General features: G+C 54.9%; 22 protein-coding genes and 1 pseudogene. 18 read left to right on the top strand and 5 right to left on the bottom strand.

Annotated features, from left to right (window positions below; translation table 11 throughout):
- Window positions 1–400: 400 nt before the first annotated feature.
- From JWR17_RS02215 to JWR17_RS02270, 12 genes are all read left to right on the top strand, one after another.
- A complete protein-coding gene (locus JWR17_RS02215) occupies window positions 401–1,327 on the top strand; it encodes a glutamate cyclase domain-containing protein (RefSeq protein WP_299827869.1) in 927 nt (308 codons plus the stop codon).
- Window positions 1,328–1,388: 61 nt separating this feature from the next.
- Entirely contained in the window at window positions 1,389–2,057 is a 669-nt protein-coding gene (locus tag JWR17_RS02220; protein ID WP_299827870.1) for an aspartate/glutamate racemase family protein, read from the top strand.
- Window positions 2,058–2,124: 67 nt separating this feature from the next.
- A complete protein-coding gene (locus JWR17_RS02225; RefSeq protein ID WP_299827872.1) occupies window positions 2,125–2,562 on the top strand; it encodes a RidA family protein in 438 nt (145 codons plus the stop codon).
- A 49-nt stretch (window positions 2,563–2,611) separates the two neighbouring features.
- Window positions 2,612–3,517, top strand: coding sequence for an alpha/beta hydrolase (locus JWR17_RS02230; protein WP_299827873.1), 906 nt, complete (start codon window positions 2,612–2,614; stop codon window positions 3,515–3,517).
- A gap of 129 nt (window positions 3,518–3,646) precedes the next feature.
- The gene (locus JWR17_RS02235) at window positions 3,647–4,285 is read left to right on the top strand and encodes an aldolase (protein ID WP_299827874.1); all 639 of its coding nucleotides are present in this window, start codon (window positions 3,647–3,649) and stop codon (window positions 4,283–4,285) included.
- 284 nt (window positions 4,286–4,569) lie between these two features.
- Entirely contained in the window at window positions 4,570–5,394 is an 825-nt protein-coding gene (locus JWR17_RS02240; RefSeq protein WP_299827876.1) for a transporter substrate-binding domain-containing protein, read from the top strand.
- A 61-nt stretch (window positions 5,395–5,455) separates the two neighbouring features.
- Entirely contained in the window at window positions 5,456–6,127 is a 672-nt protein-coding gene (locus tag JWR17_RS02245) for an amino acid ABC transporter permease (RefSeq protein WP_299827878.1), read from the top strand.
- Entirely contained in the window at window positions 6,127–6,885 is a 759-nt protein-coding gene (locus tag JWR17_RS02250) for an amino acid ABC transporter ATP-binding protein (protein ID WP_299827880.1), read from the top strand. Before JWR17_RS02245 ends, JWR17_RS02250 begins: the two co-directional genes overlap by 1 nt.
- A 197-nt stretch (window positions 6,886–7,082) precedes the next feature.
- Complete coding sequence (gene pyk, locus JWR17_RS02255; RefSeq protein WP_299827882.1) at window positions 7,083–8,531, top strand: pyruvate kinase; 1,449 nt, start codon at window positions 7,083–7,085, stop codon at window positions 8,529–8,531.
- Between the two features lie 60 nt (window positions 8,532–8,591).
- Window positions 8,592–9,893 carry a phosphopyruvate hydratase gene (gene eno / locus JWR17_RS02260; protein ID WP_299827884.1) on the top strand — a complete coding sequence of 434 codons (1,302 nt, stop codon included), beginning with the start codon at window positions 8,592–8,594 and terminating at the stop codon, window positions 9,891–9,893.
- A 3-nt stretch (window positions 9,894–9,896) separates the two neighbouring features.
- Entirely contained in the window at window positions 9,897–10,667 is a 771-nt protein-coding gene (tpiA, locus tag JWR17_RS02265) for a triose-phosphate isomerase (RefSeq protein WP_299827886.1), read from the top strand.
- A 106-nt stretch (window positions 10,668–10,773) separates the two neighbouring features.
- Window positions 10,774–12,399 (top strand): NADP-dependent glyceraldehyde-3-phosphate dehydrogenase, encoded by a 1,626-nt coding sequence (locus JWR17_RS02270; protein WP_299827887.1) that lies wholly within the window; start codon window positions 10,774–10,776, stop codon window positions 12,397–12,399.
- Window positions 12,400–12,458: 59 nt separating this feature from the next.
- Here JWR17_RS02270 and JWR17_RS02275 read toward each other — a convergent pair whose 3' ends face one another.
- Both JWR17_RS02275 and JWR17_RS02280 read right to left on the bottom strand, forming a co-directional pair.
- Window positions 12,459–12,707: a hypothetical protein gene (locus tag JWR17_RS02275; RefSeq protein ID WP_299827889.1), complete on the bottom strand. Its 249-nt coding sequence runs from the start codon at window positions 12,705–12,707 to the stop codon at window positions 12,459–12,461.
- A complete protein-coding gene (locus JWR17_RS02280) occupies window positions 12,704–13,609 on the bottom strand; it encodes an AraC family transcriptional regulator (RefSeq protein WP_299827891.1) in 906 nt (301 codons plus the stop codon). The genes JWR17_RS02275 and JWR17_RS02280 overlap by 4 nt, the downstream gene beginning before the upstream one ends.
- A 98-nt stretch (window positions 13,610–13,707) precedes the next feature.
- On the opposite strand from JWR17_RS02280, the gene JWR17_RS02285 reads away from it, so the two are divergent.
- Window positions 13,708–14,442 (top strand): SDR family oxidoreductase, encoded by a 735-nt coding sequence (locus JWR17_RS02285; protein ID WP_299827893.1) that lies wholly within the window; start codon window positions 13,708–13,710, stop codon window positions 14,440–14,442.
- A 54-nt stretch (window positions 14,443–14,496) separates the two neighbouring features.
- On the opposite strand, the gene JWR17_RS02290 is transcribed toward JWR17_RS02285, so the two are convergent.
- Entirely contained in the window at window positions 14,497–15,171 is a 675-nt protein-coding gene (locus tag JWR17_RS02290; RefSeq protein WP_299827895.1) for an MgtC/SapB family protein, read from the bottom strand.
- A 226-nt stretch (window positions 15,172–15,397) separates the two neighbouring features.
- Here JWR17_RS02290 and JWR17_RS02295 point away from each other — a divergent pair, with 226 nt between their 5' ends.
- The 4 genes from JWR17_RS02295 to JWR17_RS02310 all read left to right on the top strand — a co-directional run bounded on the left by JWR17_RS02295 (window position 15,398) and on the right by JWR17_RS02310 (window position 18,833).
- Complete coding sequence (locus JWR17_RS02295) at window positions 15,398–16,231, top strand: oxidoreductase (protein WP_299827897.1); 834 nt, start codon at window positions 15,398–15,400, stop codon at window positions 16,229–16,231.
- Between the two features lie 42 nt (window positions 16,232–16,273).
- The gene (locus JWR17_RS02300; RefSeq protein WP_299827899.1) at window positions 16,274–17,212 is read left to right on the top strand and encodes an AraC family transcriptional regulator; all 939 of its coding nucleotides are present in this window, start codon (window positions 16,274–16,276) and stop codon (window positions 17,210–17,212) included.
- Window positions 17,213–17,359: 147 nt separating this feature from the next.
- Window positions 17,360–18,067: a TetR/AcrR family transcriptional regulator gene (locus JWR17_RS02305; RefSeq protein WP_299827900.1), complete on the top strand. Its 708-nt coding sequence runs from the start codon at window positions 17,360–17,362 to the stop codon at window positions 18,065–18,067.
- Window positions 18,057–18,833, top strand: coding sequence for a pyrroline-5-carboxylate reductase dimerization domain-containing protein (locus JWR17_RS02310; protein WP_299827901.1), 777 nt, complete (start codon window positions 18,057–18,059; stop codon window positions 18,831–18,833). Before JWR17_RS02305 ends, JWR17_RS02310 begins: the two co-directional genes overlap by 11 nt.
- Before the next feature lie 160 nt (window positions 18,834–18,993).
- On the opposite strand, the gene JWR17_RS02315 is transcribed toward JWR17_RS02310, so the two are convergent.
- Window positions 18,994–21,030, bottom strand: a complete 2,037-nt coding sequence (locus JWR17_RS02315; RefSeq protein WP_299827903.1) for an NADH:flavin oxidoreductase — start codon at window positions 21,028–21,030, stop codon at window positions 18,994–18,996.
- A gap of 335 nt (window positions 21,031–21,365) precedes the next feature.
- Here JWR17_RS02315 and JWR17_RS02320 point away from each other — a divergent pair, with 335 nt between their 5' ends.
- Window positions 21,366–22,214, top strand: coding sequence for a glycine betaine ABC transporter substrate-binding protein (locus JWR17_RS02320; RefSeq protein ID WP_299827911.1), 849 nt, complete (start codon window positions 21,366–21,368; stop codon window positions 22,212–22,214).
- Window positions 22,215–22,246: 32 nt separating this feature from the next.
- Here JWR17_RS02320 and JWR17_RS02325 read toward each other — a convergent pair.
- A pseudogene (locus JWR17_RS02325) lies at window positions 22,247–22,467 on the bottom strand (IS110 family transposase); the annotation flags it as partial.

Below are 22,467 nucleotides of genomic sequence, written 5' to 3' on the forward strand. Positions count from 1 at the left end.
GGGGCCTAGTACATTCATATTACAAATATACGTAATGTATATTTTTGTTTTGCAGAGCATATCTTGTGCCAGATTGCGGCTGTAGCGCGACAAAGCGCCTTGGCGCGCGAGCTAGCGGCGGTTTGGCCATCGGGCCCCGTTATGAATCCTCAGGAGGTGCGTTACCAAAGCGCACACAAATGAAGCATTACTGCGTCTATAGAGAGAGTTTCGAAAGGTAACAACGGCGAGCCGGGCCTGAAAAAAGGCGCTCCACGTACCCTCCTGCGTAACGCTGCCGTTTACACCGTGCTCTGCAAAAGCGGATTTTTTTTCTGATGCTGGCTATTCGAAAATCAATTTGACGTTCTGCAAATGCACTGATATACCTTACGTATATCAACGAGCAGGAGAGACCGTAATGTCCACAGTTATAGAGTCAATCGAGGTATTGGTCGGACAAAATGTCCGTCGTGATATCAGTCGGCTCGCAGCTTTTGCCCAAGGCAATCTAGAGAAAGCCGCAAAATCCATTGCCGACCACCCTTCGCCACGCATCGGCATCGTCTGTGGATTTTTTGTCAGGCATGCCGAGCCGCCTTCCCCTGAAACCGATGGTCTGAATGGCATGGGGCAACTGGCGGCAGGGTTTGTAGAGGCAGGCATCCCAGTCACGGTAATTACCGATGCACCTTGCGCGAAAGCTGCTTGGGCAGTCACCGATGTGTTGCCGGGCAAAGTGGCTTTGGAGATTGTTTCGGTCGATCCGGGTTCTGTTCGCCGGTTGCGCGATCACCTTGAAACTTCAGATCAATCGCTGACCCACATTATTTCCATCGAACGTTGTTCGTTTGGTTCGGATGGCAAGCCGCACCGCGAACACGGTTGGGATATCTCCAACGACACAGCGCCCTTGGACTATTTATTCAAGGATTCGGGTTGGACCGCACCGTGGACAACCATCGGCATTGGTGACGGTGGCAACGAAATTGGTATGGGGGTGTTGCCTCAGTCGCTGGTGGAGTCCGATATTCCCAACGGGAAGTTAATCGCTGCTACTACCCCCGCCGATTTCCTGATTGTTTCGGGCGTCTCGAACTGGGGGGCTTATGGTCTTCTAGGCGCGGTGGCGCACCTTCGTCCTGATCTCGCGCCGGCGTTGCTTAAACATTTCAACGGCACGATGGAACACTCCATCCTGGACGCCGCAGTGAACATCGGACAAGCCATTGATGACAGCCGCGTTGACCGTCTGGGGCAGTTGCAAATGACCATCGATCGCCTTCCGTTAGAAAACCACGTAGCGATTATTGATGAAATCGTTTCCCTGATTTCCGTCAAGGATTAACTCACGACTCCATCCTGCGGCTGTGCGATCACGCAGCCGCTTTCGCTACAGGAGCTTTTTGATGAAAAACCAAATAAGGATAGTGCTGATCCATGCGACGTCCGTCGCAATGGAGCCGATCCATCGCGCCTTCTTCGAGGAGTGGAAGGAGGCCGAACTGATTAACCTTCTGGATGATGGTTTGACCGTCGAAAGGGCGCAACAGCCAGAGCTTTCGCAAGCGCTCAGTAATCGTTTTGTCGAGTTGGTGCACTACGCACACCGGGGCGGAGCCGATGGGATTCTCGCAACCTGTTCAGCCTTCGGCCCCGCGATTGAGCGTGCAGCCCGACAAATTTCGGTGCCTGTACTTAAACCTAACGAAGCCATGTTTGAGGATGCACTCGCCTGTGGCACCAAGATCGGCATGCTTGCCACGTTTGCTCCTTCGGTCGTCACGATGGAAGAGGAGTTCGTTCAAGAAGCTGCGCGTGTCGGTTCATCTGCCCGTCTGAAAACGATTGTCGTCGCCGGTGCTATCGACCAGCTGAGAATAGGTAATGTCGCCGAGCACAACCGTTTGATCGCCGAACGGGCTGCCGAACTTGCCGATTGCGACGCGATCATGCTTGCCCATTTTTCAACCGCGCGCGCTTTTGAACAGGTTCGTCAGCAAGTTCAATGCCCCGTATTGAGCGCACCTTCATCTGCAGTGAAGCGGTTACGCGAACGGGTGTTGGGCGGTCTGTAAAAACAACTTTTCGATTCAGACGCTATTGATTCAGACGTCGCAAGTTTACTGCTGTCCAGGAGACAAGATGGAAAACCAACAAAAAGTTACACCTCAACCAAGTCGCTTCGTTACTACGCTGACGGTCCATAACGGCTTGGGTTTTTTGAGTGGGCAGTTACCACGCAAAGATGGCGAAATCCAATACAGAGGAAAAGTAGGTGCCGAGGTCGATCTAGAGTCGGCTTGCTGTGCGGCTCGCCTTTGCGCGCAGGCATGTGTGGACGCATTGGAGAGGGAGCTGGGCGGGAAGGATCGGATTGTTCGCATCTTGAAAATAACCGGTTTCGTTGCTTCAGCCCCCGGGTTTAACGGCCAACCTCAAGTCATTGATGCCGCCTCACAACTCTTTATCGAGTTGCTGGGCCAAAAGGTTGGCGCCCATGCCCGAAGCGCGGTCGGTGTAGCGGAGCTTCCGCACAATGCCAGCGTTGAAATCGAACTTATAGCCGCCGTTCTCCCCTAGCCGGGAGGTTGCGCAACACACCTGTCAGCAGAGCAATGGGAGAACATTAATGAGCTATAGCGGCCAAGTATTAAACGATGTACCGGAATTTTCAGGCAGCGAGTTCAAGCACCGGATGGTAGAGGCGGCTGATGTTCGCTTTCACATCGTCGAAGCGGGCCAAGGCCCTACGGTAGTGCTTGTCGCGGGCTTCCCGCAAAGCTGTTACGCGTGGCGCCGCGTCATGCCGTTGTTGGCGAAGCACTTCAAAGTCATTGCCGTGGATTTGCCAGGGCAAGGGGATTCTGAAAAGCCCGCCAATGGCTACGACACCTTGACCACAAGTAAACGGCTTCAGGCGTTACTCGATACATTGGGTGAAGAGCGTTATGTCTACGTGGGTCATGACGTTGGCTCCTGGGTGGGGTATGCCCATGCCCATCAGTTTCAGCATAAATTACGTGGGGTTGCGTTGCTTGATGGCAATATTCCCGGCGTGACGTTGCAATCCACCTTGACCTTAGGGGCGGATAATTGGCGTAACTGGCACTTTCTCTTCAACCCGATCCCGGATCTCCCCGAGGCATTGCTGCAAGGGCGGGAGCGTATTTTGATCGAGTGGTTCTTCAGCCGAAAAACGGCTAATTCAACGGCCACTTTCAGCAAGGCCGATATCGACGAATACGAGCGCGTTTATCAAGGGTTGGGGGGTATGCGCGGCATGCTGGGTTATTACCGTGCCGTGCTGGAAGACATCGAGCAAAACAAGGCGTTGATGGGTCAGAAATTGAGCCTGCCCATCCTGGCGCTCGGGGGCGATGTCGGTAGCGCACCGGATCTCTTCGACCGTATGAAACCACTGGGTAACGATGTACGTGGCGGGGTAATAGCCAACAGTGGTCATTATATTCCTGAAGAGCAGCCTGAAGCGTTGGCCAAGGAGCTGATTGGTTTCATTAACAGTCTTCAACCCTAATCCTGCAAATAGGCGTGGCGGTCTAGGTCGAGACTGATATAACGCTCGGTTTGCCTGCCAGTAGCCGGTAACGACACAGGCGTCTTCACAGCCGGCTGCTTGGGCAGGTACGAGGACATCGAGGTCAACGTGAATACTGAATGTGCCCTACGAAAAGAAATTTGTACGATCGGCCAAAGTCTTTACGAGCGCGGTTACACGGTCGGCAGTGCGGGCAACATAAGCGTCCGGTTGGAGGATGGCTGGTTGATCACCCCGACAGATGCCTGTCTCGGCCGGTTGAACCCCGACGATATTTCCAAAGTAAACAGTGAAGGTAGTTGGGTGTCGGGCTCTAAGCCTTCCAAGACATTGGAGCTGCACCGCAAGATTTACGACAACAACCCAAATGCGAACAGTGTCATCCATACCCATTCCACCCATTTGGTGGCATTGACGCTTACCGGCGTCTGGAGTGAGGACACGATTCTTCCCCCTCTGACTCCCTATCAAGTGATGAAAGTTGGGCGCATTCCATTGATTCGCTATCGCCGGCCCGGGTCACCTGATGTCGCCACCGAAGTTGCGTTATTTGCCAAATCCGTACGCGGGGTAATGCTAGAGCGGCTCGGTCCGGTTATTTGGGAAAGCTCGGTCTCACGGGCCAGCCTGGCGCTGGAAGAATTAGAAGAAACCGCGAAACTTTGGCTTCTGAGTTCTTCCAAACCGCCACCGCTCTCCAGTGCAAACCTGGAAGAATTGACGGCTATTTTTGGCGCTGTCTGGTAGCAGTCATTAATTCCCAAATGAGTGCAGCCATGCACTCGAAAAGAGCGTTTTAGTAACACTCAATCCAGTCGAACGACTGCGTCACGGGCCTAGGAGCTACAAGGGCCCACAGCCACAAGGCTTGCAAAAATTATTAGGTTGTTGGCATGGGAACTGCTTTGTCTAAACGTAAGTATACATAACGTATATTTAAAGCTGCTCCCTGTGTTTCTACGTCACTGACAGGTCAACGTCGCAACAAATGCTGCGACAGGACCTGCTTCACTCAATCTGAGATCGACAACATGAAAACGCTCACTTCACTACTTTTTACCTGTGTATCTCGCTGGCAAGCGGCGCCTAAGGCGCATCTGACAGGTCTTTTGCTAACGGGAATCCTGAGTGCATCGGCAGCCGTTCAGGCCGACGAAACGGTAACGCTAAAGGTGGCTGCCGATCCGAGTTCAATTCCATTTGCCTACATGGACCAGAAGTCTCACCGGATGGAAGGTTTTGACATGGACCTGATCCGTGCGCTGGGCGGTATAGCGGGTTATAAGGTTCAAATCCTGCCGTTGGATTTCGCTGGCATTATTCCCGCATTGCAGAGCGGAAACATCGACGCAGCAGCGTCCAGTGTCACCATCACCGACGCTCGAAAAAAGGTGATTGATTTCTCGTCTCCTTACTATGACTCAGGGCTTCAGATTCTGGTCAGGGACAGTGACAAAAGTATCAATACGATTGATGACCTGAAAGGGAAAACCGTGGCCGCACTCACCGGGACGACAGGCTATAACTTTACGCTACAGGCCTTGGGCAGTACGGTGAAATTGGTTCCTTATTCCACCAGTGCAACCGCTTTTCTCGCATTGGTTTCCGGCAGTGTCGATGCAGTGATCAGCGATCAACCCGTGGTTGCCAATTACGCACAGAACGCGGGTAAAGGGCGAGCCAAAGTAGTCGGCCCGCTTTACCACGGCGAGCAGTTTGGGATCGCTTTCGCCAAGGGCAGCAAGTGGGTTGAACCCACCAACAAAGCCCTGGAGCAGCTTAAAGCTGATGGCACCTACGCAACGCTTTACACAAAATGGTTCGGTAACGCTCGACAGAATACACCCGCCCAATAATAAGATTTGCCAATGCAGTTCTGCCTTGGCAGCACTGCCTTGAAGTAAAGTAGAGGTCACCATGAACTTTCAGTTTGACTGGCACGCCGCGCTCGATTGTATTCCCTCACTATTGAGCGGACTTCCACTGACGTTATTAATCTCGGTGGTGGGTGTATTGATTGGGATGTTTCTGGGCGTAGCATTTGGCATGCTGCGTTTGGCCCCCCAATGGTATTTACGAATGGTGGCGGTTGTATACATCGAGGTCTTTCGTGGCACACCGGTGCTGGTACAGGTCTTATTCATATTCTATGGCCTGCCATCGATCATCGGTTTCCCCCTCGACCCACTGACCGCTGCAATTGCAGCAATCGCGGTTAACTCTGGCGCTTACATCTCAGAGGTCGTGCGTGGCGGCGTCAGCTCCATCGACAAAGGTCAACAAGAGGCGGGGCTGTCTTTAGGGTTGGGTCCAGTGCAGACGTTCGCTCAGATTATCTGGCCGCAAGCGCTTAAACGCATGGCCCCGGCGCTGGGAAACCAGGCGATCACCAGTATCAAGGACACCTCACTATTTTCCGTAATAGGCATCGGCGAACTGGTTCGACAAGGGCAAATCTACATCGCTGCAACCTTCAATGCCCTTGAGGTGTACTTGGTGATCGGTCTGTTTTATTTGGCCCTGACGCTCAGTCTGTCGGTTTTGATTCATCTCTATGAAAGAAGTCAGCTAATGGGACGGTCACGCTAATGGTCAGTTCTGAAAGCATCGTCAAAATCACCAACCTGCAGAAGCATTATGGTGATATCCATGTGTTGAAAGGCATCGACCTGGAAGTCAAACAAGGCGAAGTTCTGGTTGTCCTGGGCGGAAGTGGCTCGGGGAAATCCACGCTCATTCGTTGTATCAATGGCCTTGAAACTTACACAGACGGTTCGATTATCGTCGATCAACACTTGCTTCCTCCAAAGCGCCCGTCATTGCGACTGCTCAAAGAGGTCCGCAAAGAAGCGGGTATGGTGTTCCAGCAATTTAACCTGTTCCCCCATAAAACAATACTTGAAAATATTACACTGGCTCCGCGGATGGTCCGTGGAAAATCACGTGACGAGTGTAACAAGCAGGCGATGGAACTGCTGGCGCGTGTGCGTATCGCTGAACATGCGCACAAATACCCAGGGCAACTCTCCGGTGGTCAGCAGCAGCGAGTGGCCATCGCGCGGGCTTTGGCGATGGAACCCAAGCTGATGCTTTTTGACGAACCCACTTCATCGCTTGATCCGGAAATGGTGAGTGAGGTGCTGGACGTCATGCGTGAGTTAGCCCGTTCCGGCATGACCATGATTATCGTGACCCATGAGATGGGATTTGCCCGCGAAGTAGCAGACCGTGCCATTTTCATTCATCAAGGCCGGATACTGGAGCAGGGGGTTCCGAAAGAACTATTTGAAAATCCGGTTAATGAACCCGCACGAGCATTCTTTTCCAGCGTGCTAAAGCAAAACTGAGTCGTGTGGGAGAAGTAAGGCCATTCGCGTGCCGAATGACCGAGTTAAGTATTGAATACAGCACATCAGGCCGTCAGGACATTCCAAGTTTAATGGAAGGCTCGTGGTCGCCTGACGGTTTTCATTGACTCTAAAAATAACAGCTTCTTTTTTGCAGTTTTAACTTCACTACCTGGTTGGCTGAGGAATTATATTTTATGCAACGCAGAACTAAAATCGTGGCCACACTCGGGCCAGCGACAGAGTCATTCGATGCTATCGAAGGGTTGATCAAGGCGGGCGTTGATGTGGTGCGCTTGAATTTCTCCCATGGCAGTGCTGCCGAACACAGGGCCCGCGCAAGGCTTGTTCGCGAACTCGCGGCCAGGCACGGACGGTTTGTAGCAGTGCTTGCAGATTTACAGGGGCCCAAGATCCGAATCGCACGCTTTGTTGCGGGGAAAGTGATCCTTGAAAAAGGCCAAACGTTCATTCTTAACGCATCACTTGATAAAAACCATGGCGACGAACATCAAGTAGGTATTGATTACGAAGCCCTGATTATCGACAGTCGTCGAGACGACATTCTGCTGCTTGATGATGGAAGAATAGAACTCAAGGTGTTGGAAGTTGAATCGACTCGACTGATATGCCAGGTGCTGGTGGGAGGACCACTTTCCAATAATAAGGGTATTAATCGCAAGGGCGGCGGCCTGTCGGCATCTGCCCTGACCGAAAAGGATTATATCGATATACAGACTGCGGCAGACATGGAGGTTGACTATCTGGCGGTGTCGTTTCCACGTGACGCCGCCGATATGCACTTGGCCAGACGTTTGCTGCAAGAAGCGGGCGGATCAGCCGGTTTGATTGCGAAAATTGAGAGAGCGGAAACTGTCGCCGACGTCAAAGTGCTTGATGCGATCATCGAGGCTTCGGATGCTGTAATGGTCGCACGGGGTGACTTGGGCGTTGAGATAGGTGATGCGGAACTGGTCGCCGTGCAGAAGCTGATCATTGATCGTGCACGTGCCCTGAACCGGGTCGTTATTACCGCAACTCAAATGATGGAGTCGATGATCACTCAGTCGATGCCGACTCGGGCTGAAGTGTTCGATGTCGCCAATGCCGTGCTGGACGGTACTGATGCGGTGATGTTGTCAGCGGAAACCGCTGCAGGCTGCTATCCGATTGAAACGGTCGAGGCGATGCACCGCATTATTATTGGGGCGGAAAAACATCCTCAGTCCCATCAGTCCAAGCATCGCGTGGATCAGGTGTTTCATAAGATCGACGAGTCGGTTGCCATGTCTGCCATGTATGCGGCTAATCATCTTCACGGCGTCAAGGCGATTATCTGCATGACTGAAAGTGGTGATACGCCTCGACTCATGTCCCGCATTCGCTCGCACCTTCCCATCTTTGCGTTTTCCCGAAACGTGGCCACGCAAAATCGAGTCACGCTGTTTCGAGGCGTCACCACCATCCCGTTCGACAGTGACGATTACAGGCCGGAGCACGTGAATGAACACGCAGTCGCTGAACTAGTTAGGCGAGGCGTCGTTCACCCTGGGGATAACGTGCTGATCACTAAGGGTGATCACGCCAACGCACAAGGTGGTACTAACTCCTTGCGTGTGGTGTGTGTCGGCGAAACTATCTGTTGAAACAACAGTTGCCGGCAATTCAAACCGACGATGTTCAGGTTATTGAAGTAGGAACTGACAATGCTTAACACAGATAGCTTAATTCAGCAGGTCATGGCCCGAGAGGTATTGGATTCTCGTGGTAATCCGACTGTTGAGGCGGTGGTAACCCTAAGCAATGGGGTCAGCGGCACTGCCAGTGTTCCTTCCGGCGCCTCCACGGGGTCGCGCGAAGCACTTGAACTACGAGATGGCGGCTCGCGTTATTTGGGCAAAGGGGTGCTGCGCGCCGTAGATAATGTGAACGATCCAATTCGAAACCGGATTGTTGGGCTGAACGCGCTGAACCAGCGTGAAGTTGATGACGCTATGATTATTCTGGACGGTAGCGAGAGCAAAAGCACGCTGGGTGCCAACGCTATTCTTGCGGTGTCGTTGGCGACCGCCAAAGCAGCCGCAAGGGTGCAAACCATCCCGCTGTACGAGCATTTGGCTGGGCTTTATGGTTCGCCGGGGCAATTCAGCATGCCAGTTCCCATGATGAATATCATCAACGGTGGTGAGCATGCCGATAACAATATCGATATACAGGAATTCATGATCCAGCCCGTGGGAGCCTCATCTTTCCGTGAAGCGTTACGCATGGGGGCTGAGGTTTTTCACCACCTCAAGCAGGTCCTCTCACGGCGTGGATTGAGTACGGCAGTGGGTGACGAAGGTGGGTTTGCGCCGTCGCTGAAAAACAACGAAGAGGCATTGATTGTTATCAAGGAGGCGGTTGAGCTTTCGGGTTACGAGTTGGGCAAGGACATCACGCTTGCGTTGGACTGTGCCGCTTCCGAGTTCTATCGCGAAGGTCGCTATGTGTTAAGCGGCGAACAACAATCTTTCGATTCATCCGGGTTTGCCGACTATCTGGCGATGCTCTGTGAAAAGTACCCAATCATTTCCATTGAAGACGGTATGCACGAAAGCGATTGGGCGGGATGGGCGGGCCTGACGCAAAAGTTGGGTCGAATTCAACTGGTCGGCGACGACTTGTTCGTGACCAATACCAAAATACTCCGCGAAGGTATTGAAAAGGGAATCGGTAATTCAATTCTTATCAAGTTCAATCAGATAGGTACGTTGAGCGAAACTCTCGATGCCATTCGCATGGCTCAGGATGCAGGTTACACCGCTGTGATTTCACACCGTTCTGGCGAGACCGAAGACACCACTATTGCTGATCTGGCGGTTGCCACTCGCGCCGGGCAAATCAAGACCGGTTCGCTCAGCCGCTCCGATAGGGTCGCTAAATACAATCGGTTGTTGCGAATCGAAGAGGCTCTTCAAGGACAAGCCAGGTACGACGCAACATGGCTTTTGAAGGGGAAGGTCTGACTCATGGCGAAGCGCTTGACACACAACACCTTGATAATCGGCAACTGGAAAATGAATGGCGACACCGCGCGGAACGAGGTCCTGCTGAGTGAGTTGCTTCCGGCTCTTTCTAATCTCAAAGGGGTAGACGTTGTCGTCTGCCCACCTTTGCCATATCTGAGCCAGGTTGTACATTTGCTGGCTCCGTCGAACGTTGTATTAGGTGCGCAGAATCTCAACCATCAGACCGCAGGTGCCCATACCGGCGAAACCAGTGCCGGTATGTTGGTGGATCTTGGTTGTCATTACGTTCTGGTCGGACACTCCGAACGCCGTGCTTTTCATGGCGAGCATGACGAATGGGTCGCTGCAAAGTTTGCCGCAGCATTGGGCGCGGGGATGGTTCCAGTGCTGTGCGTCGGCGAGACATTTGCACAGCGTCAGGTACATGAAACCGAGTCGGTGGTCACGTCCCAACTCAATGCCGTTTTGCAACGGGTAGGAATCGATCAATTGTGCCGAGGGGTCATTGCTTATGAGCCTGTCTGGGCAATCGGTACCGGTGAAACAGCTAGCCCGGAGCAGGCGCAAGCAGTGCATCAACATATCCGCCAATGGCTGACCCTGCAGAATGCGAAGCAGGCTGCCGATTGCCGGATTTTATATGGGGGCAGTGTCAACGCCAGGAACGCGGAAAAACTGTTCAGTCAACCTGATATCGATGGTGGCCTGATCGGTGGGGCCTCCCTTGACGCGACGTCGTTCATTGCCGTCTGCGTTGCGGCGCAACGCTAGATCAACACCGGGCGTCAGGCCCTGACATTATTGGCACGAACTCATTGGCAAGGGGTGCTGGCTATCGTCCGGCAACCCGCCAAGTCATGCTCAAAAGGTACTCGTTATGAGCTTCAATGATCGTTTGAACACGCTGTTCCCCGCTCTCGAAGAAATCCCTGCGCATTATCATCCAGGTCCTGCAATAGAACAGCGTGAGTATCTCGTCAACGGGGAGTTTCATCTGTGGCAAGGTCCTTTGGCCGCGGTCCGTAGTCCCGTTTGCCTGAAGCAAAGTGGCGGTTACGAGCGGGTCATTTTGGGAAGCACACCGCTGATGGATGCCAAGGCATCAATGACGGCGTTGGATGCAGCAGTAGGGGCTTATGATCGTGGTCAGGGCGCCTGGCCGATGATGCGTGTGGCTGAGCGTATTGGCCACGTCGAGGCTTTTCTCAGCCTCATGCGTAAACAACGTGACGCAGTGGTAAAACTATTGATGTGGGAGATTGGCAAAAATCTACAAGACTCACAGAAAGAGTTTGATCGTACCTGTGACTATATTGTCGACACCGTTAATGCTCTAAAAGAACTGGACAGACGTTCCAGCCGTTTTGAACTGGAGCAAGACACCTTGGGGCAAATTCGCCGCGTTCCCCTTGGCGTGACGCTTTGCATGGGGCCTTACAACTATCCGCTCAACGAGACCTTCACTACGTTAATCCCGGCGCTGATAATGGGAAACACCGTTGTGTTCAAGCCCGCCAAGTTCGGAGTGTTGCTTATTCGGCCGCTGCTTGAAGCGTTTCGTGACAGCTTCCCGGCTGGCGTCATCAATATCATCTACGGTAGCGGCCGAGACACGGTCAGCGCATTAATGGCCAGTGGCAAGATTGATGTCTTCGCCTTCATCGGTACCAACAAGGCCGCCAGTGATCTCAAAAAACTCCACCCTAAGCCTCATCGCCTTCGTGCCGTGCTAGGTTTGGATGCGAAGAATCCCGGTATCATCCTGCCAGATGTCGATCTGGATAACGCTGTTTCCGAGGCCGTTACCGGTTCGCTTTCCTTCAATGGGCAACGCTGTACCGCATTGAAAATTCTGTTTGTACACGAGGCCGTCGTCGCTGCTTTTCTGGAAAAATTTCAGCAGAAACTTAGCCTGCTAAAACCGGGCATGCCATGGGAACCTGGCGTAGCGTTGACCCCTTTGCCTGAGCCCGGCAAGACAGACTTCCTCACAGGTCTGGTAGCAGACGCCATTAGTAAGGGCGCCAAGGTAGTCAATGCCGGTGGGGGTGAAGTCTGCGAAACGTTTTTCTCTCCAGCGGTGCTATACCCGGTTACCGCTGACATGCGGGTTTACCACGAGGAGCAGTTTGGGCCTGTAGTACCGGTGGTGGTTTACCGGGAACTGGAAACCGTCATCAACTACGTCCTCGACTCCGATTTCGGTCAGCAGCTGAGTATCTTCGGGAGTGACCCTGCGCAGGTTGGGCGTTTGGTCGATGCGTTCGCCAATCAGGTGGGACGTATCAACATCAATGCACAATGCCAGCGCGGTCCCGATAGTTTCCCTTTCAATGGCCGTAAAAACTCCGCCGAAGGTACGTTATCGGTCGATGACGCCTTGCGGGTGTTCTCCATTCGAACGCTGGTTGCCACCAAATTCCAGGAAAGCAACAAAGAACTGGTCAGTAACATCATCCGTAATCGTCAGTCGAGTTTCTTGACCACCGACTACATCTTTTAAGCAGGCATTGACTGCCCGTTGTTTGATGGTTCGATGTTGCAAAGGCTGAATTTGAAGTGTTATGCGAAAAGTTCGCTATCAATCGACGCGGCCTGAACCAAATCAAACAGCGAATAAATCGAATCGACGATGTAGAGGGTCATGGCACTGAGAAGCACAACGTTAATGGCGTGGAAGATCATGGTCGTAGGTTCCGGGTAGGTTTGGATGGCGCCATTGTTGCCGGAGCGACTACAAACCAGAAGGCATCTACGTTTATGGTGTTCATCGATGGGAATGATGGGGGATGCGTGATCTTCGAGCGTCACGATGCCATCTTCCCCCGCGCATAGCGCGCGGGCGGGAGACCGACGTGGCGAGTAAAGGCGACGCTGAACGCACTGGCAGAGCTGTAACCGACGCGCTCTGCAATTTCGGCGATGCCGCCTTCTTTGCGTCGCAGCAAGTTCTTTGCTAACGCCATGCGCCAGGCGAGCAGGTATGCCATTGGCGCCAGGCCTATGGCGCGGTTAAAACGCTCGAAAAATGCCGAGCGGGAGAGGGCGGCCTCTTTCGCCAGTTGCGCAACCGTCCAGGGCTGGGTCGGGCTTTCGTGCATTCGGCGTATCGCGAGCGCGAGGCGTTCGTCGGCAAGCCCGCGCAACAGGCCGGGAGATGCTGCTGTTCCGGCTGTGGAGCGCAGGGCCTCGATGAAAAGAACCTCCAGCAGGCGTGCCAGTATCACTTCCCGTGCCGGCCGTCGCTCACGTGATTCATCAACCACGAGCTGCAGAAGAGTGGCCAGCCTGCGCTCGCCACGAACATGCACCACTTGCGGCAGGAGCGAAATCAGCAACGCCGCGTCTGGTGAACCGAACACGCAATGGCCCACCAGTAATCGAACGTCTGGCGGCCCGCTTTGAACGCCGAGCCTGTACTCGCCCCGCAGTTGTTCAACAGGTACTGTATTCAAGTCATCCAATGGTGTCGGCCCTGAACTTGACATCGCAAAGCCATACGCCGAAGGAACCAGAACAAAGTCGTCTTTCTGAAGAATGATCGGTTCATGCCCGTCGACCGCGATTTGGCACGAACCGTCAACGATCACGCAAAAGAAAGTTTCTCCAGCGTCCGCGCGACGAACTCGCCAAGGGCCTGAGGCGCTGACGGTTTTTGAGAACGCGGCGTTGGGCTGCAGCAGCGTGACCACTTCGGCCAGTGGGTCGATCATGCTGGACTCCTGCGCATGAAAATTGGACGTCCGATTGTAGCAAGTCCGGTGGCGGCGACCTATTGTCTTGGTAGTGCAAACCGCCAACAGGAATCCCAATGAAAACTGTATTGATCACTGGCTGCTCGTCTGGATTTGGCCTCGAAACCGCTCGCTACTTTCTCGACCGCGATTGGAACGTCATCGCCACCATGCGTACGCCTCGCGAGGACATCTTGCCGGGTTCCAGGCGTTTGCGTGTGCTTGGCCTGGACGTCACCGATCCTGAAAGCATTCGTCAGGCCGTAGAGGCCGCTGGCCCCATCGACGTCTTGGTTAACAACGCCGGGATTGGCGTGTTGGGCGCCCTGGAAGGTACCTCCATGGACACCGCCAGAGAAATATTCGAGACGAACACCTTCGGCACCATGGCGATGATCCAAGCGGTATTGCCACAGTTCAGGCAGCGCAGGGCGGGTGTTATCGTCAACGTGACGTCGAGTGTGACGCTGAGGTCGCTTCCTCTGCTTTCCGTGTATACCGCGAGCAAGGCAGCAGTCAACGCGTTCACCGAATCCCTTGCGTTGGAACTCCAGCAGTTCAATGTACGCGTGAGCCTCGTGCTACCGGGACGGGCGCCGGACACTCGCTTCGGTGAAAACGCACAGAAGCGGATGCAGAGTGCAATCCCAGAGGCCTACGCCGACTTGGCAAGCAACATTTTCGCGGAATGGGGACAGTCGTCCGAGGTGACTCTTTCGCTCGACGTGGCCGAGGCAGTCTGGCGTGCGGCAACCGACCCATCGAGCCCGATACGCATTGCTGCGGGAGCTGATGCCGTCGCGTTAACATGAAGTATCGGTTCGCAACGGGGATCGTCACGCCGCTGCGAACCCTTCCAGCCCCCCTTACTGGCTGGCAGAATCTTCCTGCACGCCATCGATGCTCAACAGCTGCTCCAGAATCTCCTTGGCCTGCGCTCCAGAAGTGCGGGTCAGTTGGATGGTAATGCTGTCGGTGTCAGCACGCGGTCCTTTCTCGACAATGAACTGCTTGACCTTGCCAGAGCGGTTGCCCATCACTTCGTGAAGGGTGTTCAGCGACAATGCCTGTTTTGGCGCCACCAATTTCAGCACATGCACTTGCACGCGATTGCGGTACACCTTCTCGAAGGGTTTGATGGCGACCAGGATCAACAGGATGATGAAGGTTGCGGCGCCACTGACTACATAAAGCCCACCCCCCACAGACAAACCGATGGCCGCGACGGTCCAAAGGCTAGCGGCCGTGGTCAGCCCCTTGATCACTTCACCGCGCAACAAAATCGAACCCGCCCCCAGGAAACCAATTCCCGATACCACCTGGGCGGCGACTCGCGAAGGATCAAGTTCGGTATGCGACATGGCCAACGCATCCTGGAAGCCGAACGATGACACAATCATCAATAGGCATGAGCCCACGCACACCATCATGTGCGTGCGCAACCCGGCCGCCCAGAGCAATCGTTCGCGTTCAAGGCCGATCAGGCTGCCCAATAACGCAGCCAGCAACAGGCGAATACACATCTCCCAATTGGTGAGCATCTGGACTCCAAGGAAATTGCGTGCAGGTTCTATCGACCCGGACATCCGGTGGGGGGTTCCGTGGTGACATGCGGCTCGCTCGATGCTGGTGAAGAGTAGCCGATAGCCCGGCAAGTGTGGACTCTCAAGCTTGATAGGAATAGGCAATTTTCACGGACATACCGGCATAGGCTGCATGTCGCCAGACTTCTACCATGGGCGCGTATTCACCTTTCGGAGCAGCCCCATGAACCCTGGCAAAACACTGTTTATTACCGGCGTCAGTAGTGGTTTCGGTCGTGCGCTGGCCGCCGAAGCGCTCGAAACCGGCCATCGGGTCATCGGCACGGTGCGCAATGACGAAGCCCTGCATGCTTTTGAAGCACTGTCCCCTGAGCACGCTCACGGCGTAGTACTCGACGTCACCGATTTTGCCCGCATCGACGGTGTCGTCGCTGATGTCGAAGCGCGCCTTGGGCCGGTGGATGTGTTGGTCAACAACGCTGGTTATGGCCATGAAGGTATTTTCGAAGAGTCTTCTCTGGATGAAATGCGCCGCCAGTTCGACGTCAACGTGTTCGGCGCAGTGGCAATGACCAAGGCGTTCGTGCCTTATTTCCGCACGCGTCGCGCCGGCCACATCCTCAATATCACTTCGATGGGCGGCACCATTACCATGCCCGGCATCGCCTATTATTGCGGCAGCAAATTCGCCCTTGAGGGGATTTCTGACACCCTGAGCAAGGAGTTGCAGCCCTTCAATATATTCGTCACCGCGGTAGCCTCCGGTGGCTTCCGCACCGACTGGGCCGGGCGATCCATGCAACGTACCGCGCGCAGTATTACCGATTACGATGCCAGCTTTGATCCGGTGCGCAAGGCGCGGGAAGCACGCAGCGGAAAGCAACTGGGCGATCCGCGCAAAGCCGCTCAGGCTATGCTGCAAGTCATCGCCAGTGCCTCACCCCCCACGCACCTGTTATTGGGCAGCGATGCGCTGGCCTTGGTGCGAGACCATTTGAGCCGCCGCACCCGCGAAATCGACCAATGGGAGACGCTGACGCGCTCCACCGATGGTTGAGCCAATCCGACCCCGCCCTCAATGGGTAACCAGGTGCAAACAATGAATCAAACCCAGGCGCGGACCCGGCGCATGGTGCAACTGATGGAGCGCCTCGCGCCGGTGGAAGGCTACAACGTCAGCCCGCTGGAGGATGTTCGTTTCCTGCGCTGCAACCGGCCGCTGATCCGCACGCCGGTGCTATACGACCCCGGTATCGTCATTCTCTGCCAGGGCCGAAAACGCGGATACCTCGGCAGCGAGGTGTATGTCTACGATGCCCAGCACTACTTGGTGGTGTCAGTGCCGGTGCCGTTTACCATGGAAACTGACGCCAGCGTTGAAGAGCCAATGCTGGCTGTTTATCTGCACCTGGACTTCAAACTGGCCGGAGAGTTGATGCTGCAAGTCGACGAAACCGAAGGCACCCGCCGGGCGCAACCCAAGGGTATGTATTCATCGCCGATGGACGATCTTTTGAGCGAGTCGACGCTGCGCTTTCTCGAAGCCATGAGCCGTCCCGCCGATGCACAGATCCTTGGTCCGTCGCTGGTCCGGGAAATCTATTACCGGATTATCACGGGAGAGCAGGGTGGCTCCATGCGCGCTGCATTGAGCCGTCAAGGACACTTCGGCAAGGTGACACGGGCGATTCGCAAGATCCATAGCAGTTATCAGGAACATCTGGACGTTGAATCCCTCGCTCACGAAGCGAGCATGAGCGTGCCGAACTTCCATCTGCATTTTCGCATCGTCACCGACTCCACGCCGATGCAGTACCTGAAATCCACCCGGCTGCATCAGGCTCGTTTGTTGATGCTGCGTAACGACATGACTGCCGCGACTGCGGCGTTTAGCGTGGGCTACGAAAGCCCATCGCAGTTCAGCCGCGAATTCAAACGTTTCTTTGGGCGTACGCCGCAAGCGGAGGTGGAATGGATGAAAGCAACCTACGCATTGCCTGCGCCGACGCGGCCCTCTGTTTATGTGTCTTCTCATTGACCCAGGCCTGTCGCTGAGCTTGCGGCGTTCTAAGGTGCCCGGTGGAGTAACATCGTCTTGAAACTGTACGTCGATGTACAGCGCGTGTACATCGAAGGTGCTGGTGTGTACAGTGAACCTCATTAGCAGTTGACTGGGAACTCAAGGATGTCGCAAACGGGCAAGGTACGTTCCAAAACTCAAGACGCGGGTTGGCGAGGTTCGGTCGACGGTTGGTTGGAAGCGGCTTATGACGCGCTGAAGGAATCCGGAGTAGATGCGGTGCGGGTGATGCCCCTCGCCAAGCGGCTCAATTTGTCCCGTACCAGTTTTTATTGGTTTTTCGAAGACCGCGAACAGCTGCTCGCAGCACTTTTGGCACGCTGGCGGGACAAGAACACGGGCGGCATGGTCAGCCAGAGCGAAAGCTATGCAGAAAGTATTTCCGAGGCGATCCTTAACGTCTTTGAATGTTGGCTTAATGCTGAGTTGTTCGATTCGCAGTTTGAATTTGCGGTACGCAGCTGGGCACTGCAATCCGAAGAGGTTGTCGCGCAAGTTGCCCTGGCCGATGAAGCACGGATATCTGCTTTAACCGGGATGTTTCGTCGGTTTGGCTACGACAATGAAGGCGCTGATACACGGGCCAGAACCATCTACCTGACGCAAATCGGCTACATTTCCATGCGCACACATGAGGACATCGTCGAGCGATTCCGGCGTATTCCTCAATACGTAAGCGTATTTACCGGAAAGGTACCGAAGCGGCGCGAACTGGACAGGTTTTACGGCAAATTCGGTTACGCAGAAAAAGAGCCGGGGGTATTCGTTTCGCTTGCAGAAACCTTCGAGGGAGCTGTTGTTGATGGGCAGTAAAACAGTCGGCATCATCGGTGGCACCGGATGGCTGGGGCGGGCGACTGCCCAGGCCGCCCTGGACACCGGGTTTATCGAGCCTGCCAGACTGATCATCTCCAACCGGTCTGGCGGCGTTGCTTTCGCGCCGAATGTAACGCTTTTATCAGACAATCAACAGTTGGTTGGACTCAGCGATGTTGTCGTGTTGTCCGTCCGCCCGGAGCAGTTTCGAGTCCTTGAAATCGATGCCAGAGGCAAAACTGTTGTTTCCCTGATGGCTGGGGTATCAGCCGCAGCCATCAGAGCAACAACGGGTGCGGAGGTGGTCATTCGCGCTATGCCGAATGCCGCCGTGGAGATCCGACAATCGTTCACGCCTTGGTACAGTGCAGCCAGCCTTCCCGAGCATGATCGCCAATGGGTGCAGCAGCTGTTTGAATGTGTTGGGGCTGCGGGCGAAGTGCCCGATGAACACTGCATTGACTACCTCAGCGCCCTAAGCGGCACCGGCCCTGCGTTTCCAGCCTTGCTCTACACCGCATTGGCCAACCAGGCAGCAGCTGCGGGAATTCCCCAAGACATTGCATGGCGCGCCGCACAAGCCGTGATCGTCGGCGGCGGCCAGATGCTTGCCAGCCGGGACCCGACACAAATGCTGGACTCCTTGATGGCCTACCGAGGCGTGACCGCTGCGGCGTTGCAGTCCCTGACCGAACAAAACTTTGAAGCGATGGTGGGCAAGGCTGTGCAGGAAGGCGCCGAAGTGGCTCGGCGAGGGATGTAAATCGCAGACGGGGGCTGCAGGAGCGCGCTTGCCCGCGATGGATCGCGAAGCGGTCCCAAAACGCTGAACTCAGTTTTAACGGTTAAAACGGAGTTCGCTGATGTACGACTGCTTCGCAGCCGCTCGCGGGCAAGCGCGCTCCTACAGAGAATCGCTAAATTCAAAGGTCTTTCATTAGCCGTAGTGCGTCGTAAATAGCCGCGTGTGTATTGCGCGCGGACACGGCATCACCGATCCGGAACAATTGGAAACGCCCTAGAGCGTTGGTCACGATGTGCTGCGCTTTGCCGGCAATCAAGTCGTGCTGTTCCACGGCGCCGCCATTGCTTGAATGAGGACGCAACTCAAAATACAGATCATCCAATGGAAGGGTGCCGTGGTTGACCACCACTTGATCGACGACGCGCTGCTTATGAACCTTGCCATAATCGCTGCCTAGGGTCGCAACCAGTTTGCCGTCGCGCCTCTCCACCGCGTCCACCCGATACGTCACAGTGAACGTTACGTCCAGGTCCTGCAGGCTACGCATGTAGGGCACCAGGTTCATCGCCATCACTTCGGGGGCGAAGGCGCGGTCGGGAGTGAGGATTTCCACGGTGGCGCCGCTTTTAGCGATGACCTCTGCCGCCTGTAGCGCGGCATGATCCCCCGCGTCGTCAAAGATCAGCACGTTGCGTCCGGGCTTAATGTCGCCTGAAATAATGTCCCACGTCGACACCACCAGCTCGTTACCCTGGCTCAGCACCTCGGTATGGGGCAAACCACCGGTGGCGACGATGACCACGTCCGGCTCAAAGGCCCGCACGGTGTCTGCTTCGGCCCAGGTGTTGAAGTGAAACTTGACCCCTAACCGTTCGCACTGAGCCATTCGCCAATCAATGATACTGATCATCTCGCGACGGCGCTCGTTGAGGGCAGTCAGCCGGATCTGCCCACCGGGCTTGTCTGCGGCTTCAAGCACCGTGACGTCGTGACCCCGTTCGCCAGCTACCCGGGCTGCCTCAAGCCCTGCAGGTCCTGTACCGATTACCAGGACCTTGCGCTTCACCGCTGCCGGACTGATGTCGTGGGGCATGGTGGTTTCCCGACCTGTGGCCGGATTGTGAATGCAGTAAGCCGCGCCGCCCTGATAAATACGGTCAAGGCAATAATTGGCGCCCACGCATGGGCGAATGTCATCTTCCCGGTTTTCCATGATCTTGCGCACGATGTGCGGGTCGGTCATGTGCGCGCGGGTCATGCCGACCATGTCGATTTTGCCCGAGGCAATGGCGTGGCGCGCAGTGGCCACATCAGGAATTTTGGCCGCGTGGAAGGTCGGAAAACCCGTCGCGGCTCGAATTTCTCCGGCGAAGTCCAGGTGCGGTGAATTGCGCATGCCTTGGATCGGGATGACGTCGGTAAGGCCCGCATCGGTATCGATATGGCCGCGCACCACGTTCAAAAAGTCTACCAGGCCGCTGTTTTTCAGCAGGTGGGAAACCTCCATTCCTTCGCTGGCGGTGAATCCACCGGGCAGTTGTTCATCGCCGGTGTAACGAACCCCAAGCAAAAAATCTTCGCCCACACGTTGGCGAATGCCCCGCAGGATGTCGAAGGTGAAGCGCATGCGGTTTTCCAGTGAGCCGCCATAGGGGCCGTCCAGATCGTTGGTCAGCGGCGACCAGAACTGGTCCATCAGATGCCCGTAAGCCTGCAGCTCCAGGCCATCAAGGCCCGCTGCTTTCATCCGTTCGGCGGCGTCCACGTAATCCTTGATGATCCGCTCAATGTCCCACTCTTCCATTTTCTTGGGAAAGGAACGGTGCGAAGCCTCACGACGGTGGGAGGGCGAGACCACCGGCAACCAATCGGCCTTATCCCAGCGGGTGCGACGGCCCAGGTGAGTCAATTGGATCATCACCGCCGCGCCATGCTCATGGCATTCGTCGGTCAGGTCTTTCATCCATTTGACCACCTCATCCTTGTAGGCGAGCACGTTGTTGAACACGGGTGGGCTGTCCCGTGATACCGAAGCGGACCCGGCGGTCATGGTCAAGGCGACGCCAGCCTTGGCGCGCTCCACCTGGTAGGCGCGGTACAGATCCTTGGGCATGCCGTCGACGGGGTAGGCCGGCTCATGAGAGGTGGTCATTATCCTGTTTCTAAGGGTCAGGTTCTTGATTTTGTAAGGTTGCAGCAAGGGATCGCTGGACATCGTGGTGCGCTCCAAAATGAATGTCATCAGGCCAGACGAGATGAAAATAGGATAACTGTACATCGGTGTCAACCACGCATGACACACGTGTACATTTTTCTTGCGTTGGACAAAACTCGCGGATAACATCGGTTTCGAACACGGCAAAGGAGAGCCGGACACAACCACTATGTAAGCGGCGCGAGGCGGCATTGCCCACAGCTGCGAGCCCTAATAAAAATAAAAAGATAACGCCTGTCACTGCCAAGCCGAAGTCACATACATACTCTGGAGACGTCCGAATGAAGGCCCCTTTCGCATATGCATCCACATCCTGCGCCTGGCTGTTTAGTCTGATGCTGGGCAGTAGCGCTGGTTTAGTCCAGGCTGATGAAATCCAACCGGTACGCATTGGTTACGTCAATTGGTCCGACACCGAAATCACCGTTAAGCTCGCGACGGCTGCATTGCAAGACCATCTCAAACAGCCGGTCAAACTGATCATGGCCGACATTGGTATTCAGTTCCAAGCTGTCGCCAACGGCAACATCGACCTTATCCCGATGGTATGGCTGCCTAACACGCACAAAGCGTTTTACGACAAGTACAAAGATAAGCTCGAAGACCTCGGTGTGCTGTATGAAGGGCGCATTGGCATGGCCGTGCCGACGTCGATACCGGTGAGCGAAATATCAAGTGTCGAGGACCTCAATAAGCCCGAGGTACGGGAAAAACTCGGCGGAAAAATCCTTACATCGGAGGTGGGGAATGGTCAGTACAAGTTAACGGTGAAGGCCATGGAGGAGTACAAGCTAGAGGGGTATAAGCTAGTGGCTTCTTCTGAAACCGGCATGCTCAATGAGTTGGACCGCAACTTGAAGCGTGGCCAATGGTCATTGGTCAACGCCTGGAGTCCGCATTGGATGTTCTCCAAGTGGTCCCTGCGTTATCTGGATGACCCGAAGCAAATCTTCGGCTCGGCAGAACAGATTCACGCGGTGGCGCGAAAGGGATTTACCCAGCAGTACCCGCAAATAGCCTACTTCTTTGCCCATTACTCAATCCCGAAAGCTGATCTTGAGTCGCTGATGATGGACGCCCGTGCAAGCTCTTCAGACCAGGTAGTGGCTGCTTACTACGCGGCGAATAAGGCACGGTTTGACGGAATGTTCGAGCAAGGCGGGCAGACGGCGAGCATTAAATAACAGAATGGTATCTGTAGATACTCTGTTGCCGGTCAAGCTTTTACGAAGTGTTTTTCGCTAAAAAGCTTGGCCGTATCAAATTTTTCGCCGGCACGCAGACACGCCCAAAGCCCGGTCAAATATTTGCGCATCACGGCGCCTATCGCCTGCATTTTCTTCTTCCCGCGAGCTACCAACCCCTCGTAGAAAGCCTTCACGTAACGGTCACAGCGTATCGCGCTCAACGCCGGCATAAACGTCGCGGCCCGCAAAT

It is taken from the genome of Pseudomonas sp. (assembly GCF_028293835.1).
Lineage (GTDB): Bacteria > Pseudomonadota > Gammaproteobacteria > Pseudomonadales > Pseudomonadaceae > Aquipseudomonas.